This window comes from Dorea acetigenes, from assembly GCF_025567385.1.
Lineage (GTDB): Bacteria > Bacillota > Clostridia > Lachnospirales > Lachnospiraceae > Claveliimonas > Claveliimonas acetigenes.
Genome location: NZ_JAOQJU010000005.1, coordinates 37,598 through 53,162 on the forward strand (window position 1 = coordinate 37,598; position 15,565 = coordinate 53,162).

General features: G+C 47.6%; 16 protein-coding genes and 1 other RNA gene. 1 reads left to right on the forward strand and 16 read right to left on the reverse strand.

Going from position 1 to position 15,565, the window contains the following annotated elements; genetic code table 11:
• Positions 1 to 19: 19 nt before the first annotated feature.
• The 16 genes from OCV99_RS06630 to OCV99_RS06705 form a co-directional block, all read right to left on the reverse strand.
• Positions 20 to 397 (reverse strand): hypothetical protein, encoded by a 378-nt coding sequence (locus OCV99_RS06630; RefSeq protein WP_158369322.1) that lies wholly within the window; start codon positions 395 to 397, stop codon positions 20 to 22.
• Between the two features lie 60 nt (positions 398 to 457).
• Complete coding sequence (locus OCV99_RS06635; protein WP_262575067.1) at positions 458 to 1,348, reverse strand: DUF3990 domain-containing protein; 891 nt, start codon at positions 1,346 to 1,348, stop codon at positions 458 to 460.
• Between the two features lie 140 nt (positions 1,349 to 1,488).
• Positions 1,489 to 2,148: a V-type ATP synthase subunit D gene (locus OCV99_RS06640; RefSeq protein ID WP_158369324.1), complete on the reverse strand. Its 660-nt coding sequence runs from the start codon at positions 2,146 to 2,148 to the stop codon at positions 1,489 to 1,491.
• Between the two features lie 45 nt (positions 2,149 to 2,193).
• Positions 2,194 to 3,567 (reverse strand): V-type ATP synthase subunit B, encoded by a 1,374-nt coding sequence (locus tag OCV99_RS06645; protein WP_158369325.1) that lies wholly within the window; start codon positions 3,565 to 3,567, stop codon positions 2,194 to 2,196.
• A gap of 2 nt (positions 3,568 to 3,569) precedes the next feature.
• Positions 3,570 to 5,336, reverse strand: coding sequence for a V-type ATP synthase subunit A (locus OCV99_RS06650; RefSeq protein ID WP_158369326.1), 1,767 nt, complete (start codon positions 5,334 to 5,336; stop codon positions 3,570 to 3,572).
• Positions 5,337 to 5,357: 21 nt separating this feature from the next.
• Positions 5,358 to 5,675, reverse strand: coding sequence for a V-type ATP synthase subunit F (locus OCV99_RS06655; protein WP_158369327.1), 318 nt, complete (start codon positions 5,673 to 5,675; stop codon positions 5,358 to 5,360).
• Positions 5,668 to 6,636: a V0D/AC39 family V-type ATPase subunit gene (locus OCV99_RS06660; RefSeq protein ID WP_158369328.1), complete on the reverse strand. Its 969-nt coding sequence runs from the start codon at positions 6,634 to 6,636 to the stop codon at positions 5,668 to 5,670. The genes OCV99_RS06655 and OCV99_RS06660 overlap by 8 nt, the downstream gene beginning before the upstream one ends.
• Before the next feature lie 19 nt (positions 6,637 to 6,655).
• Entirely contained in the window at positions 6,656 to 7,249 is a 594-nt protein-coding gene (locus OCV99_RS06665) for a V-type ATP synthase subunit E (RefSeq protein WP_158369329.1), read from the reverse strand.
• Positions 7,250 to 7,314: 65 nt separating this feature from the next.
• A complete protein-coding gene (locus OCV99_RS06670) occupies positions 7,315 to 7,800 on the reverse strand; it encodes a V-type ATP synthase subunit K (RefSeq protein WP_158369330.1) in 486 nt (161 codons plus the stop codon).
• Positions 7,800 to 9,818 carry a V-type ATP synthase subunit I gene (locus tag OCV99_RS06675; RefSeq protein ID WP_158369331.1) on the reverse strand — a complete coding sequence of 673 codons (2,019 nt, stop codon included), beginning with the start codon at positions 9,816 to 9,818 and terminating at the stop codon, positions 7,800 to 7,802. Before OCV99_RS06675 ends, OCV99_RS06670 begins: the two co-directional genes overlap by 1 nt.
• A 36-nt stretch (positions 9,819 to 9,854) precedes the next feature.
• Positions 9,855 to 10,163, reverse strand: a complete 309-nt coding sequence (locus tag OCV99_RS06680) for a hypothetical protein (RefSeq protein WP_158369332.1) — start codon at positions 10,161 to 10,163, stop codon at positions 9,855 to 9,857.
• An 88-nt stretch (positions 10,164 to 10,251) separates the two neighbouring features.
• Entirely contained in the window at positions 10,252 to 10,746 is a 495-nt protein-coding gene (locus tag OCV99_RS06685) for a tRNA (cytidine(34)-2'-O)-methyltransferase (protein WP_158369333.1), read from the reverse strand.
• A complete protein-coding gene (locus tag OCV99_RS06690) occupies positions 10,739 to 11,926 on the reverse strand; it encodes an aminotransferase class I/II-fold pyridoxal phosphate-dependent enzyme (RefSeq protein WP_158369334.1) in 1,188 nt (395 codons plus the stop codon). Before OCV99_RS06690 ends, OCV99_RS06685 begins: the two co-directional genes overlap by 8 nt.
• Positions 11,926 to 12,417 (reverse strand): Lrp/AsnC family transcriptional regulator, encoded by a 492-nt coding sequence (locus OCV99_RS06695; protein WP_158369335.1) that lies wholly within the window; start codon positions 12,415 to 12,417, stop codon positions 11,926 to 11,928. Before OCV99_RS06695 ends, OCV99_RS06690 begins: the two co-directional genes overlap by 1 nt.
• A 13-nt stretch (positions 12,418 to 12,430) precedes the next feature.
• Positions 12,431 to 13,321 carry an AIR synthase-related protein gene (locus OCV99_RS06700; protein ID WP_158369336.1) on the reverse strand — a complete coding sequence of 297 codons (891 nt, stop codon included), beginning with the start codon at positions 13,319 to 13,321 and terminating at the stop codon, positions 12,431 to 12,433.
• Positions 13,322 to 13,544: 223 nt separating this feature from the next.
• Positions 13,545 to 15,251: a B12-binding domain-containing radical SAM protein gene (locus OCV99_RS06705; protein ID WP_158369337.1), complete on the reverse strand. Its 1,707-nt coding sequence runs from the start codon at positions 15,249 to 15,251 to the stop codon at positions 13,545 to 13,547.
• Between the two features lie 51 nt (positions 15,252 to 15,302).
• On the opposite strand from OCV99_RS06705, the gene ffs reads away from it, so the two are divergent.
• An RNA gene (ffs, locus tag OCV99_RS06710) (signal recognition particle sRNA large type) lies at positions 15,303 to 15,564 on the forward strand.
• Position 15,565 lies beyond the last annotated feature (1 nt).

Genomic DNA, 15,565 nt, shown 5'->3' on the forward strand with positions numbered 1-15,565 from the left:
AAATGTCGAAAAAAGGGATTTATTTTGACATATTTATTCCCTGGAAATACTTTTTCCCGTATTTTCTCCTGTCACTCCTGCGCTTATACACCTCCTGGTACATCATAACCTGTATCAGATCCCGCAGCCATTCACCCGGATTTTCTTCCTTTTCCTTCGCCCTGTCATAGATTCTTTTTCCCATCAGGTTAAGCTGAAGCTGATCGGGATATTCATCATAAATCATACTGCAGTCATATTCCATGCGGTCGCATTCGTCTTCAATATATGGAAGAAGCCGCCGGGCTGTCTCCGGGTAAAGACTCTTCATATATTCAAAATCCCTGCGGTCAATCCGCTCGTCATCATACAAAAGAGGCATTGGGTACGCCATGTAATAAGGCAGTTTTGTATCCATTGGCACACACTCCTGGAAATTATACTTCTGCAATCAGTATATGCAGTGAGCGGAAATATGCTATTTTTGCTTATAAATTTCTTTCAAATTGTCAATAGCCATTGTAACATCAAGAGTATGAAAGCCAAGCCAACATTCACGCATTGTTTTAGCATCAGCCATTTTATATATTTCATGACTTTTTTCACCCGTGTAATAATGCCAATAACGGTAGATATACCCTATCCAGTACATTATTTCCGAAGAATACGTTGTACCAGCCTTTCTGAGTCCCCTGACTTCATCATTCAATTCATCAAGAATATATTCCTCGCCCGCCCATTGCAAGCGATCATAGACGTCATCAAGGGCGGCAGCAGTTCTGCTGTTCATAAAAGCTTCTATAAATGCCGGACAATCTAATCCATTTGTCAGAGCAAGTTCAAAGAACCGACCCTTCCGACGATATTTTCTGCAAATTTCCTCTGCCATTGCAACGCCTTTTGAACGGTTGGCCTCACTTTCTTGTTTTAGTTTATCCCGATCCTTCTCGCTAAGTACCTGCTCATCAAGGATTTTTATTTTTTTGCAAGCCTTTTCTGTTAAAGCCACATATTGCTTACCAAGCTTTAATGCTGAAAGACTATGAATCAGTGCCATATCCGTAATTTCTCCATTAAAAAAGCGATCCAGGACAACAAACATCCTGTCATTGGCAATATATCCAATAATCATGTCGCCCCAATCTAATCCCACTTCTACATCAAGAATTTTAAGATCAGATAAATCGACACTTAACGTATACATTTTGGCATTCGGATAATTGCAAATTAAAGTAAGTGGCTGCGTTCGGTCAGTTCCCATATAAAATCCTTTTCCAAAATCACAGCGTTCCCGGCTTATAGGGGCAATCGCACCACAAATCCCTGATTTTGAACCATGATAAAGCGTTACAATTTCATTGGTTTCCATAGTAACCTCCTTGAGTCGCAGTATACAGTATAACATTTGAACATTTAAATCATAACATATGAGATACCTGAATACAATAAAAAGCAGCGTAACCGCCTTTCGGAGATTACGCCGCTTCTTTAAAATTACATCTTCAATTTTTACGCTCTCTCGCTGTAATGATGAGCTTCTTCCAGCATCATATCCTTAACTTTCATCAGTCGGATCTGTGAGCTTCTTTCATTCTCATCCAGTTTCATCGTAATATATTTAATCGTCTCCTGCGCTTCCGGAATCGTCACATGTTCCAACGCATTTACACGGCGCCTGGTCTTCTCAATCTCAGCCGCCATAAGCTGACACGCTTTTTCTGTTTCCGCAAGCTTCAGCATATCCGGCAGAATATCCGCCAGGGACTTCACCGCGCCATCCAGGTCACTGGAGGTAAAGGCGAATCCATAAGAATAAATATCATTTGCATCCGCTGTCCTGGTCTTAGTCTGGAAAACCGGGACGTCTACGCTCATAACATTCCGCTGTCCTACCTCCAGGCTTACCTCCTGTTTCGGCGCCATCAATGCGGTGTTCAGTGTAGCCGCATCCATACCGGCTTTTGCAATGACAAAATTCTTATTTGCCGAAGAAATTCCGGCTTCTACCTTCTGCCGAAGCGCCATATTCTCCCGAACCAGTTCCAGGAACTGACGCATCAGCTCATCCCGCTTATCTTTCAAAAGCTTATGGCCCTTTCTTGCGGTAGCCAGTTTCTTCTTCGTCCGGGTAAGCTCCATACGGGTAGGAGTAATCTGCTTAGACGCCATTGCCGCACCTCCTTATCATAAATTTTCTATACATCTGCGCACGGCTTACTGCTTTCCGTAGTACATATCCAGGTACTTATCATCGATACGTTTCAGTTCTGCTCTCGGAAGCATAGACAGCAGTTTCCAGCCAATTTCCAGTGTTTCCTCGATGGAACGATCCGTATTGTACCCCTGGGATACGTATTCTTTTTCGAATGCATCTGCAAATTTTGCATAGAGAAGGTCGATATCTGTAAGGGCAGCTTCTCCAAGAATAGTCATCAGTTCTTTTGCGTCTTTACCACGGGAATATGCGGCAAATAACTGGTTCATGGTATTGGCATGGTCGGCTCTTGTCTTTCCTTCTCCAATACCTTTATCTTTCAATCGTGACAGAGACGGCAGTACGTCAATCGGAGGCTGCAGTCCTTTCCGGTACAATTCACGGCTTAAGATTACCTGTCCTTCGGTAATGTATCCGGTAAGGTCAGGAATCGGATGGGTCTTGTCATCCTCCGGCATGGTAAGAATCGGAATCATAGTGATACTTCCGCTCTTTCCTCTCTGCCGTCCGGCTCTTTCATACAGACTGGCAAGGTCTGTGTACATATATCCCGGATAACCGCGGCGTCCCGGGACCTCCTTGCGGGCTGCCGACACCTCACGGAGCGCATCTGCGTAGTTTGTAATATCCGTCAGGATAACCAATACATGCATATCCTTCTCAAACGCCAGATATTCTGCTGCTGTCAGCGCCATACGCGGTGTGGAAATACGCTCAACCGCCGGGTCATTTGCCAGGTTAATGAACAGCACCGTCCTGTCGATAGCCCCTGTCTCCTTGAAGGACTCAATGAAGAAGTTGGATTCCTCAAAGGTAATACCCATTGCGGCAAATACAACGGCAAAGTTCTCGTCTGTTCCACGCACCTTCGCCTGTCTCGCAATCTGCGCTGCAAGCTGTGAATGCGGCAGACCGGAGCAGGAGAAAATCGGGAGCTTCTGTCCACGGACCAGGGTATTCAGGCCGTCAATGGCCGACACACCTGTCTGGATAAATTCCTCCGGGTACACTCTTGCCGCCGGATTCATCGGCAGGCCGTTAATATCTCTTCTTTCCTCCGGCAGGATTTCCGGCCCGTCGTCAATCGGACTTCCCAGACCGTCGAAGACACGTCCCAGCATATCGCCGGATACGCCAAGCTCCATGCTCCTTCCCAGGAAACGGATCTTGCTGTTGCTCAGATTGATACCGCTGGCATTCTCGAAGAGCTGTACAACCACGTTATCCCCGTCTACTTCCAGTACCTTGCAGCGGCGTTTCTCACCGCTGGCAAGCTCAATCTCGCCAAGCTCGTCATATTTGACATCCTCCACGCCTTTTACCATCATCAGCGGTCCGGCAACTTCCTGTATGGTTCTATATTCTTTTGGCATAATTAGAAGTCCTCCTTCCCGAACGAACCTGCAATCTCTGCATGCAATTCACCCATAATCTTCTCATACTCTGTCTCAATATTTTCTGCCAGTGTATATTTATAACGTCCGATTCTTTCTCTTACCGCCATTCCAAGCAATTTCTGAAGAGACGCGCCCTTCGCCAATGCTTCCGATGACAGCTCATAAAAAGCAATTACCAATTTCATCATCAGATATTGTTTACGCAGCGGCGTATAGGTATCTACTTCATGGAAAGAGTTCTGGTGCAGGAAGTCCTCGCGGATAGAACGGGCTGCTTCCATCTTCAGCCGTTCTGTCGGGGACAGTGCGTCCATACCTACCATCTTAACAATTTCTTCCAGTTCTGCTTCTTCCTGCAAAAGGCTCATCATCTTCTGACGATCTTCCATCCAGTCCGGAGCGACTTCACTGTTGAACCAGCCCTGCATATTATCTACATATAATGAATAACTAGTCAGCCAGTTAATTGCAGGGAAATGTCTCTTATACGCCAAAGATGCGTCCAGTCCCCAGAATACCTTAACAATACGCAAAGTTGCCTGGGATACCGGCTCGGAAATATCACCGCCCGGAGGAGATACGGCTCCGATTACAGAAAGCGCTCCCTCTCTTCCGTCTTTTCCCAGGGAGATTACATGACCTGCGCGTTCATAGAACTCTGCAAGACGTGATCCCAAATATGCCGGATATCCTTCTTCACCGGGCATCTCTTCCAAACGTCCTGACATCTCACGGAGAGACTCCGCCCATCTTGAAGTAGAATCTGCCATAAGCGCTACGGAATATCCCATATCACGGAAATACTCTGCAATCGTAATACCTGTATAGATGGATGCTTCACGGGCAGCGAAAGGCATATCGGAAGTATTTGCAATCAGAACCGTACGCTCCATAAGAGAACGTCCCGTCTTCGGGTCTTTCAGTTCCGGAAATTCATTCAGAACGTCTGTCATCTCATTTCCACGCTCACCGCATCCGATATAAACTACAATATCAGCCTCAGCCCACTTGGCAAGCTGATGCTGGATAACCGTCTTGCCGCTTCCGAATGGTCCCGGAACCGCAGCCACGCCTCCCTTTGCAATCGGGAAGAATGTGTCGATTACTCTCTGTCCTGTCACAAGCGGTTTCTCCGGCGGAAGCTTCTTTACATAAGGGCGTCCTTTACGGACCGGCCACTTCTGCATCATGGTAAGCTCTTTTACTCCGTCCGCAGTCTCCACCACTACCACAACATCTTCTACCGTAAATTCCCCGGCTTTAATTTTCTTTACTTTTCCTTTCACTCCATAGGGAACCATAATCTTCTGCTGAACAACAGGCGTCTCCTGAACCGTTCCCAGCACATCTCCGGCTTCCACCTCGTCTCCGGCTTTTGCCACTGGAACAAATTCCCATTTCTTATCTCTCTTTAAGGATGCAACCTCCACGCCACGCTTCAGGTTATTTCCTGAAACTCTCATAATATCATCAAGCGGACGCTGAATACCATCATAAATACTTGCAATCAGACCAGGCCCCAGCTCAACAGACATGGGGGAACCTGTAGACACAACCGGTTCGCCCGGCCCCAGGCCGGAGGTTTCCTCATATACCTGAATAGACGCCTCGTCCCCGTGCATCTCGATGATTTCCCCAATCAAACGCTGATCGCTTACACGTACAACGTCGGACATGTTTGCATCACGCATACCGGACGCGATAACCAGCGGTCCCGCTACTTTTTTAATCGTACCTGTACTCATAACGAACGAATCACCTCTTTCTTAATTTCCAAATAAAATATCAGAACCAACTGCTACTTCCACCGATTTCTTAACACTCGCCACTCCGGCTCCGGTATTGCCCGCAATTCCCGGAATCTGAATAATCGCCGGTGTCACCTGTCCCTGATATCTCTCAATTTCATGTTGTAAATCTGCCGCCCAGCTCTCCGTGATATAGATAATCCCATATTCACCTTCTGCAAGCCTGCGCAGCGTTTCTCCGGCCTCCTCGTGGGTATTTACAGGAAATGTGTCCAGCCCCAGCGCAGCGAAGCCATAAATACTATCGTAATCGCCTACTACCGCAATCCTATACATACATTTCCCTTACCCTTTCCCGGATGGAATCATCCGGCAGGTTATTTAATTTACCTGAAAGTATGATTCGTACCGTTTTAATCTCATTCTGTCTTGCTAATACATAGGCCACCACGGGACCTATGGTAAATGCTTCATATTTCTGCGGACTGATTGTCTGAATAATCCGGTTGTCACACCACCGTTCAAAAGCAGAAGGCGACTCAGCAAGCGCATCTGCGCCCTCTGCATAGACCGTTTCCGACAAATACTCCCGGATCGTATCCATTCCGCCAAGCGCCGCTTTGGCAAGCCGGTCAACATTGATGCTGCCGCATTCAGCCATAGCACGCTTCATAAACTCCAAAGATTTCGCGGTTTTCTGCGACCTAACGGCAATCTTAATGTCTGCGACCGCAACCGTGGACTCGGCATAATCACGGATAATAGCATCCTTTGCCTCTTCCCCCGCCTGATGGATTACAGTAAGCGCCGCCTTATCGATAATCACATCGCACAATTGACCGTCTCTCGTGTGAAGCAGTGTGTCATATGCTTCGCCTGCCGCCTCCCGCATATTGGGCGGAAGACGTCCAAAGTCTTTTTCTCTTACAATCTCCAGCATTTCTTTTCCCGGAATACTTACATCTTCATAGAAAATGTGGGGAGTCGTCTCTTCCGTACACACTTCTTTAATCGCAGCCTTCAGGTTATGGAAAAGCTTCGGGTAAGAAAGCACGTCGAACTTCTCCATATCAATGGACAGTTCTTCCACTATCTCCCAGATTTTCTCTTCCTCTCTGGCAAGCATAGCTTCTGCCTCCGGGTTCGTCTCTCCATCACCCCATCCACGCTCAGCCAAAAACTGCAGACATTGTTCGTAGGTCTGGCAAGCCATCAGCTGGTCAATGGTCGCATTGGAGAACAGCGAAACCTCCAGAGCACGTATGCGCGCAACCGCGTAGGTATATTGTTCACTCATTCTACTCCTCCATTACACTCTACGAAAACAGCAGCCGATGAGCCTCGTCCGACAGTTCATCTCTTTTTGCGTCAAACATTGCTCTTAAGGTACAGTTTTCTTCGATACCGCCATAAGCAAGGACAAACCCGCCTTCTATCCCTTTTTCCTGACTGCAGATCTTAAGGCTTCCGCCTTTTGCCTTCGCAATCTTCTCAATCTCCGCGCGGCAGTCCGCAGGCATCCTGTTAACGTCCGCCTGTGAAAAATAAATTTCTCCCGCCTGCGCAAGCACATACTTATCGAGTATTTTCATCATCATGGCAAAATAATCGGCCGTTTCCATTGCTTTCAGTTTCTCATAGGCTTTGTTCAGAACCTCCGCAATCACTTCCTGCTTTGCAGACAGGACTCTGGTTCTTCTCTGCAAATCAATAGAAGATGCGATACGCTCCGTATAATTTGCCACGTCCGCCTCTGATTTTTGGGAGATGCCGGCGGCAGTCTTCGCCGCTTCTGCTTTCGCTGCCTCAAGGATTTCCTGCGCCTGATTCTCTGCATCCGATACCTTCGCCTCTGCAAGCGATTTTGCCTCATCCAGAATCTGGTTTTTCATTTTCTCTAATCCAGTCATTCTCAGCTCTCCTTTTTCCTTTCTTCTCTTACTCTTCTACCCATCTTTGTGCCAGCCTAAACAGCTTATATCTGAATGGAGTTTACTGCAAGAATAGAGATCAAAAGTGCAAGGATTGCATAAGTCTCAACCATCGCCGGGAAAAGCATTGCTTTACCGAACTGATCCGGTTTCTTTGCAACAATTCCGATAGACGCTACTGCCGTCTTGCCCTGGTGTCTTGCGGAAATCAGTCCTACGATCGCGATTGGAAGGCAGGCTACCAATATCAGAAGACCTGTCTGCACATCCAGATCAGCCGGTTGTCCGCCCAGAAGTCCAACCTTAGAAAGCGTAATAAACGCTACCAGCAGCCCGTAAATACCCTGCGTACCGGGCAGAAGCTGAATAATCAATACCTTTGCGAATTTTGCCGGATCCTCCGTTACAACTCCGGCTGCCGCCTGTCCTGCGACACCAACACCATAGGCAGAACCCATACCTGCCAAAATAACAGCTAACGCTGCTCCCAATAATGCATAAACAAGCCCCATATTACTTAAAATATTCATTACAAATTTTCCTCCTTAATATCTACATATTTTGTATCTGCTTTAAACGGCTCGAACGCCTTCCCGCCGCCTTCATAAAATTTACCAAAGAATTCCACAAACTGAAGACGGTTCGTGTGTACATATGCTCCCAACAGGTTAATCGCCAGATTCAATGTATGTCCCACAAGGAACACCAGTATAAATCCGATTGCCCCCACAACTCCGCTGCCGAACATGCTTGCCATCTGGTTAATAACCGAAGCGATAACGCCTGTAGCAAGTCCCAGCGCCAGCAGACGGGAGTAGGACAGCACATCGCTCAGCCATCCGGTTACATTGTAAAGGTCGTAAGCCCCCAGTGCGATTCTCAGCGCCGGGTTCTTATTCGCCCGCCCTGACATAAGCAGCAGACCTACCGCGCCGAATATTGCCAGTCCTTTTGAAAATGTCTGCAATCCCGGCGAGAACGTAATCTTCGTCTGCGCAATGGATGCGAAAATATCTGTGGGCAGAAGCATCAGTATCAGTCCCACCAGAAATGCATACCAAAGAATTACGTCACAGAAAAAGTCCATCACTTTGCCATCTTTCAAATAAGCATAACCTTTGATTCCAAGTCCGGTAAAAAGATGAATAACGCCAAACAGCATGGAAAATACCAACAGCTTCATCGGGTCATCCAGCGGCACAAACCATAGCGCCGGAATGGTAACTGTCTTCCCGAAAAATGTCGCTGATACAATATCTACCACATTTCCAAAATATCCGCCAAACAAGATTCCCCATATCATTGTGGAAACTCCGCAATACATAAACATCTTCAATGATTTGTGCATTCCCTCGCTCATACGCGGGAACTTCTTAAGTGCGGCAAAGCATCCGATTGCAATAATCGCTCCGTACGCCGCATCTGAAAGCATCATTCCAAAGAAGAACACATAAAAAAACGACATAACCACCGTCGGATCTACTTCACCTTTATGCGGCAGTCCGTAAGATTCAAGCACGCCTTCCACACTGGAAGAAAACTTATTATTCTGCAGAATAACCGGCGCTTCTTCATCTTCTTTCAGTTCCTCCACATCCACAATGCAGTCAAACCTCTCACCAATTGCTTTCTGAACCGCCGGAACCGCCCTTTTCGCCACGTATCCGCTGATGACAAATGTCCGCTGAGACTGTGGAATTGTCCCCAGCACTTCATATTTTTCCGCTCTCATGCGGAAATAATCGGATATCAACTTCAGGTCTTCCCTGCTGCCCGCATACCCTTCAATCTCTTCCGTAAGCCTGGCAATTTTCTTATCTAAATTTTCTATTTCCGCCTCGAGCATTGCTTCCAGCTCTTTCGGCACCCTGTTCGTCATCTGTGACGGTCTGGCAAATCCTTCTGCCCTGAGAGCATTTTCTACTGTCTGTTCCTGCTCCTTCATACAGAATACTGCCAGATAGACTGCATCCTTGTCGGACTCCACAATCTGTACGTCATAAGCCTCAACTTCCGGCGCATGTCCGGCAACCGCTGCATAGATATCTTCCAGCGTAACACTGCCCGCCATCGTCCCCACAAGCATAGCGGTGGTTTTTGTGCCCGGATAATTCATAGGAACCTCCAGTCCAAGCCAGGGCTGCAGGCTTTCTATCTGATTCCGAAGCTTCAGAATGTCCGCCTTGCTTTCTGCAATCTCTTTGTCCAGGGCAAGTAAATGGTTTGCCCTGCCAATGATTTCCTCCTTGTCCGCTTCTGCCTTCCGGAACACTTCCTCTTCTACCAGCTTCTTCCCTTCCAGAGCAGCGAACAGCGAATGCTTTTCCGGAACGTAGCGTTCCAGTACGTCCAGCGCCTGATCCGTCAGCTGCGCTTTTTTCTCAAAGTTCTGCCTGGCATTCAGTGTATCCATTTTTGCAAAATCTTCGTCATCGTCTATGATCTGATTCATCTCCATAATTCCCATAGACTGGAGCTTTTCCAGGATAACCTTACGGTCTTTTTTAAGTGCGCAGATACTTACTCTTTGCATCTGCAATACTGACATAACCTCATCCCTCCTTTTTCGTTATTTTTCTGCATACTACATGAGGTTCGCTATCACCGCGTCAACGGCAGCAGCTTCCTTTTTTTTCGCGGCTGCTTTCAGCGCCGCCATCTCTTTCTCCACGCCGGAAAGCGCTTCCTGCATTTCCTTCTCCCCTTCTGCTTTTGCTGCATCCAACGCTTTTTCCGCTTTTGTTTTCGCATCTTCCAAAGCTTTTTCTTTGATTTTTCCGGCCTCTTCCGATGCATGATTCAGGATATCAGCGCATCTGGCTTCTGACTGTCTGACAATCTCTTCCGCCTGCTGCTCTGCCTCCCTTATCGTCTTAATGGTCTCTTCTACCATTTGTTCACCACCTCTCTTGTTGTACAAATTGTACTATGGAAGAATGAAAAAGTCTAGTAAAACTGGTTAATGTTTTATAAAATTTCATTTACTCCCACTCGAGCCTGTGCAGCTGTCCCTCCAGGTTCATCCCTGCAAATCCATTCTGCCTTAATGCCTCGTACAGGACGATTGCCACCGAGTTTCCGAGATTCAGGGAACGGATGTCTCCTACCATAGGTATACGCACGCTGTCTTCCTTATGTTTTACCAATATCTCTTCCGGTATTCCTCCGCTTTCCTTTCCAAACATAATATAACAATCCGGCTCATAGTTCACATCCGTATATACATTTGGCGCTTTCGTCGTTGCCATATAAATCTTCGCTCCCGGATTCTTTTCCATAAAATCATCAAAATCAATGTAAGTCTGCACATCCAGGTCATTCCAGTAGTCCATCCCTGCCCGCTTCAGACTCTTTTCGTCCAGCCGGAAGCCCAGCGGCTCAATCAGATGCAGCCTCGCTCCCGCCGCCACGCAGGTTCGTCCGATATTCCCGGTATTTGCCGGAATCTCCGGCTCATGCAATACAATATTAATCATTCCACCGCACTCCCTGCTGATTCCTGAGTCTTCCGATAAATGCCCCCAGACGCCCGATTGCTTCTTTCAGGTCTTCCAGCGAATACGCATAAGAAATCCGCAGGAAACCTTCTCCGCACGCTCCGAATGCAGTTCCGGGAACTACTGCTACCTTCTCTTCTTCCAGGAAGCGCGTCGCAAATTCTTCTGACGTCATGCCAAATTCCTGGATATTGGGGAAAATATAGAAAGCGCCGTATGGCTCAAAGCACTCCAGCTTCATCCGCTTAAATTCATGCACCAGGAATCTTCTCCGCTGGTTATAGGCTTCACGCATCTGCTGCACTTCACCGTCACAGTTACGCAGTGCTTCCACAGCAGCGTATTGACTGTTTGTCGGCGCACACATAATCGCGTACTGATGTATTTTCACCATCTGTTCGATAATAAGCTTCGGTCCGCACACATAACCAAGACGCCAGCCCGTCATGGCAAACCCTTTGGAAAACCCATTAATTACCAGTGTTCTCTCCCTCATCCCGGGCAGGGATGCAATGGAAGTATGGCTGCACTGGTATGTAAGCTCAGAATAGATTTCATCAGAAAGCACAAATAAATCATGCTTTTCAATCACTTTTGCAATCGGCTCTAAGTCTTCCCGGGTCATAATCGCTCCCGTAGGATTATTAGGAAATGGCATAACAAGAATCTTGGTCTTAGGCGTAATCGCTGCCTCCAGCTCTTCAGCCGTCAACTTAAATTCATTCTTCTGCTGCAGTGGGATTACCACCGGTACACCATCCGCCAGCACGGTACATGGCAGATAAGACACATAGCTCGGCTGCGGAATCAGCACTTCATCTCCCGGCTCCAGCATCGCCCGGAGCGCAATATCAATTCCTTCGCTTCCTCCTACCGTCACAATAATCTCTGTATTCGGATTATAAGAAACACCGATCTTTCTCGACTCATACTTCGCAATTTCTTCTTTTAATTCCTTAAGCCCCGCATTAGACGTATAGAATGTTCTTCCTCTTTCCAGAGAATAGATTCCTTCTTCCCGTATTCTCCAGGGCGTATCAAAATCCGGTTCCCCCACGCCAAGGGAAATCGCATCTTCCATCTCATTTACCACATCAAAGAATTTGCGGATACCGGATGGTTCGATTTCTACAACTTTTTTTGACAATGGATTTCTCATTACGGTGTCACCAGTATCCTTTCCTCTGTTTTTTTCTGTCCCATGACGGTGCCATGATCTTTATATTTTTTCAGAATAAAATGTGTAGCGGTTCCCACCACTTCTTCGATCGGCGAAAGTTTGTCCGATACAAAACGTGACACTCCCTGAAGAGTCTTTCCCTCCATCGTAACCAGGAGATCATAGTCACCGGAAATCAGATACACTGCCGTCACTTCAGGGTATTTGTAAATCCGCTCTGCAATCCGGTCAAATCCTTTGCCTCTCTGCGGCGTCACCCGCACTTCAATCAAAGCGTTTACCAGCTCTACGCCGGCCCGATCCCAATCAATCAGGGTATGGTAGCCGCAGATGATTTTCTCCTTCTCCATCGCCGCAACTTCATTGACAACTGTCACTTCGTCCGTTCCCAGAAGCACCGCAAGTTCCTTAAGGTCAATTCTGCTGTTTGTCTCCAGATAATTTAAAATCTGCCGTCTGATGTTTTCCATATTTCTTCCTCCATTATATCCATATTTTCATCCACTCATCCGGAGCCGGACGGTCTACGTACCGGAATTCTTCTCCGTTGGTAATTATTTTGTCATGATTATCTGTCAGCCGCCCGATGACGGCGGCTTCCATCCCTTCCTGCCTGAACCTTGCTGCCAGCGCTTCTCCGTCATCCGCCACCGCCAGGAAGCACCCGGCCGACATGAGCTGATAAGGATTCAGCCGGAAATGTTCACACACTTCTATAGTCTCCTGCTTTACAAACATTTTCTTCATATCCACAGAAAGTCCCGTTCCTGCATCCTGCGCCAGATAATGAAGCGCAGCCAGAATTCCGCCTTCATCTGCCTGCCGGATAAGCCCCGCTTCGCCTCCGATCGCCGCTTCTATCTTCTTATCTGCAAAAATCTGACTTCTGTAAGACCTGATCTGTCCTAAAAAGGTCCGGGTAAACCTTGCCGAAAGTTCTTCTTCCTTTTCCTCTAATATATAAAGCGTTCCTGCCAGTCCAAGCCATCCTGCCTGCACGATTTCCCCGCCTTTACGGTTCGCTTTCTCCCAAGAAGCGGTTTGCCTTCGGGGGGTAGCGTTCCCCTGCCCATACACAGTCACAATCGTCATGGGGCATTTCAGCGCCGGGTTAAACCCGGCTTCTATTTCCGCCGTCCCGATTCCCGCTTCCTCTGACAGCTTTTTCATGAACTTCCGCATCCCGTTCATCCGGGATTTGAACGTACTATCCGGCAGCATAATCTTTATCCGCGCGCCTCGCAGAGCAGCTCCTTTTGCTGCCGCTTCATTGACCGCAGCGGCAAATGCAAAACCGCCTGATTCTCTCGCGCTGCCGCAGGAAACCTTTGTCACACACACATATTCTGAAGCTTCCATCTCTGTCTGCTGCATTGCGTTCCCTCCTTCTTATCTGTCCGCCGGAGGTTATACCAGCAGATACGGTATCGTCATAGTAGCTACCATTGCCACAATGACCAAAAGGATTACAATGGCAACAATCCGCTTCGTTCTTTTATCATTAAACTTCATCCTTACCGCCTCTTTTCTCTATCTAACTGTGTCAACTCGCTCCGGTTTCCGAAGCGTGAGACACTTTCTAAGTATTGTATACTCTTTACTGTGATTTTGCAATCAGAATTACTTCCGCTTCTTTCGTAAGCGGATTTCTGTTTCTATAATCAAAAAGAATGGTCTTTCCCATCTGCAAAAAGCGCTCCAGATGGGTCATTCTCCGCATCTGATTCTTGTCATATTCTTCATATCCGGACAGATATTTGTGCTCTCTTGCCTCATTTTCATAAAATGTGCGCAGCTCTTCTTTCGCCATCCGGTACTCTCCCGCAAATGCCGGCCGGCTCTTCGCATTTTCCCGCAGATAATAATCGTAGGTCAGAAGCTCCCGGTAGAGTTCTGTCCTGCCTGCGTCCTTTTTTGCCGCAAACGCAAGGAATATCTCATATTTTGCCGCCCGGGAAGGGCTGGCGCCCCGCTGCGCATAAGCCGCATAATATACTGCCAGTTCTTCATACATAGCAAATGCTGACTCATACTTTTCTTCCAGTGCCTTCAAACTCTGCGTAAATTGTCCGCTATTATAGTACTCCTCCACCATCTCTTCAACGCCCTTTAATCGGAGCACATCCGCATAAGACAGCCATCTGGTACACAGCACTTCATAGGGCGGTGCATCCTTATATACCAGACCATAGTCCTCACGCCGCTCTTCCATATAGGAGCCTTTCAGCACTTTCAGGAAACCAAGCTGGAGCTGCTGGGGGCGAAGCGCGTATACATCATCAAATGACCGGGCGAAGCTTTCTATATCCTCGTAAGGCAGCCCCGCAATCAAATCCAGATGCTGATGGACATTCCCGTTTTTCTGAATCTCCCGCACCCGCTCTGCCACCCTTGGAAACTGCATTGTCCGCCGTATCTCCCGTATCGTGTCCGGGTTGGTGGACTGCACACCGATTTCCAGTTGAATCAATCCCGGCCGCATAGACTGGATCAGCGCAATTTCTTCATCATTCAGAAGATCCGCAGACACTTCAAAATGGAAGTTCGTAATTCCCCTGTCGTGCCGGACCAGATACTCCCAAATAGCCATTGCATGTTCATGCCTGCAATTGAAGGTCCGGTCAACGAATTTCACCTGCGGCACTTCTTTTTCAATAAAAAACTGCAGCTCCTGCTTCACAAGTTCCAGGTTCCGGAAGCGGAGCTTCTTATCCACCGAAGACAGGCAATAGCTGCAAGAAAAGGGGCAGCCTCTGCTGCTTTCATAATAAACAATTTTATTCTCAAACCTTTCCATATCACGGTAAATGAAAGGTACTCTATTTAAATCCATCACATCCCGCCAAGGATTTTCTATAATCCTGCCGTCTCCGGCACGCCAGGTAATGCCCTCCATGCTATCCAATTCGCTGTCGGACACCAGTGCCGCGAAGGTCTCTTCCCCTTCTCCTTTCATTACTCCCGCCGCCTGGGGAAGGCGCTTCAGCACATCCGGCGCATCGTAGGATACCTCCGGACCGCCCAGCCAGATAACAGTATCCGGCAGAATCTTTGCCGTCTCTTTCACCACATCTTCCACATATCTGATATTCCAGATATAACAGGACAGACACAGCACATCCGGCTTTCTCTTATAAATGTCCATCAGAATCTCGTCCATCTGCTGGTTAATCGTGTGTTCTGCAATCTCAATCCGGGGACATTTTTCTCCCAATACCTCCTCCGCATATGCTTTCAGACTATATACGGCAAGATTAGAATGTATATATTTTGCATTTATCGCTGTCAATAGTATTTTTTTCATAAGCTCTCCATAACGGTTGACATTTTTCTAAAAACAATTTATAATATAATCTCGTGCAGCCGGGGTGTTAGCGGTACCTTGTACCTGCAATCCGCTATAGCAGGGGTGAAGCTGTGCAGAGGGCAAAAGCTGGTGAGGCTGCCCTTAGTAAGCGGCGTTGATGTCTGGGTCTCACGCGACGGGAATCTATGAACCGTGTCAGGTCGGGAACGGAGCAGCACTAAGTAGAACCTTCCGGGTGCCGTGAGGGTGCCTGGGCTGAGTTAGCTGCTAAGGTAACGCTTGTTGGCCAAGTTCGAAGCACAGCGCACGAA

Bases quoted from the DNA above. Each gene is read 5' to 3' on its own strand.
- OCV99_RS06630 (WP_158369322.1), bottom strand. From the start codon at position 397: ATGGATACAAAACTGCCTTATTACATGGCGTACCCAATGCCTCTTTTG.
- OCV99_RS06635 (WP_262575067.1), bottom strand. From the start codon at position 1,348: ATGGAAACCAATGAAATTGTAACGCTTTATCATGGTTCAAAATCAGGG.
- OCV99_RS06640 (WP_158369324.1), bottom strand. From the start codon at position 2,148: ATGGCGTCTAAGCAGATTACTCCTACCCGTATGGAGCTTACCCGGACG.
- OCV99_RS06645 (WP_158369325.1), bottom strand. From the start codon at position 3,567: ATGCCAAAAGAATATAGAACCATACAGGAAGTTGCCGGACCGCTGATG.
- OCV99_RS06650 (WP_158369326.1), bottom strand. From the start codon at position 5,336: ATGAGTACAGGTACGATTAAAAAAGTAGCGGGACCGCTGGTTATCGCG.
- OCV99_RS06655 (WP_158369327.1), bottom strand. From the start codon at position 5,675: ATGTATAGGATTGCGGTAGTAGGCGATTACGATAGTATTTATGGCTTC.
- OCV99_RS06660 (WP_158369328.1), bottom strand. From the start codon at position 6,636: ATGAGTGAACAATATACCTACGCGGTTGCGCGCATACGTGCTCTGGAG.
- OCV99_RS06665 (WP_158369329.1), bottom strand. From the start codon at position 7,249: ATGACTGGATTAGAGAAAATGAAAAACCAGATTCTGGATGAGGCAAAA.
- OCV99_RS06670 (WP_158369330.1), bottom strand. From the start codon at position 7,800: ATGAATATTTTAAGTAATATGGGGCTTGTTTATGCATTATTGGGAGCA.
- OCV99_RS06675 (WP_158369331.1), bottom strand. From the start codon at position 9,818: ATGTCAGTATTGCAGATGCAAAGAGTAAGTATCTGCGCACTTAAAAAA.
- OCV99_RS06680 (WP_158369332.1), bottom strand. From the start codon at position 10,163: ATGGTAGAAGAGACCATTAAGACGATAAGGGAGGCAGAGCAGCAGGCG.
- OCV99_RS06685 (WP_158369333.1), bottom strand. From the start codon at position 10,746: ATGATTAATATTGTATTGCATGAGCCGGAGATTCCGGCAAATACCGGG.
- OCV99_RS06690 (WP_158369334.1), bottom strand. From the start codon at position 11,926: ATGAGAAATCCATTGTCAAAAAAAGTTGTAGAAATCGAACCATCCGGT.
- OCV99_RS06695 (WP_158369335.1), bottom strand. From the start codon at position 12,417: ATGGAAAACATCAGACGGCAGATTTTAAATTATCTGGAGACAAACAGC.
- OCV99_RS06700 (WP_158369336.1), bottom strand. From the start codon at position 13,321: ATGCAGCAGACAGAGATGGAAGCTTCAGAATATGTGTGTGTGACAAAG.
- OCV99_RS06705 (WP_158369337.1), bottom strand. From the start codon at position 15,251: ATGAAAAAAATACTATTGACAGCGATAAATGCAAAATATATACATTCT.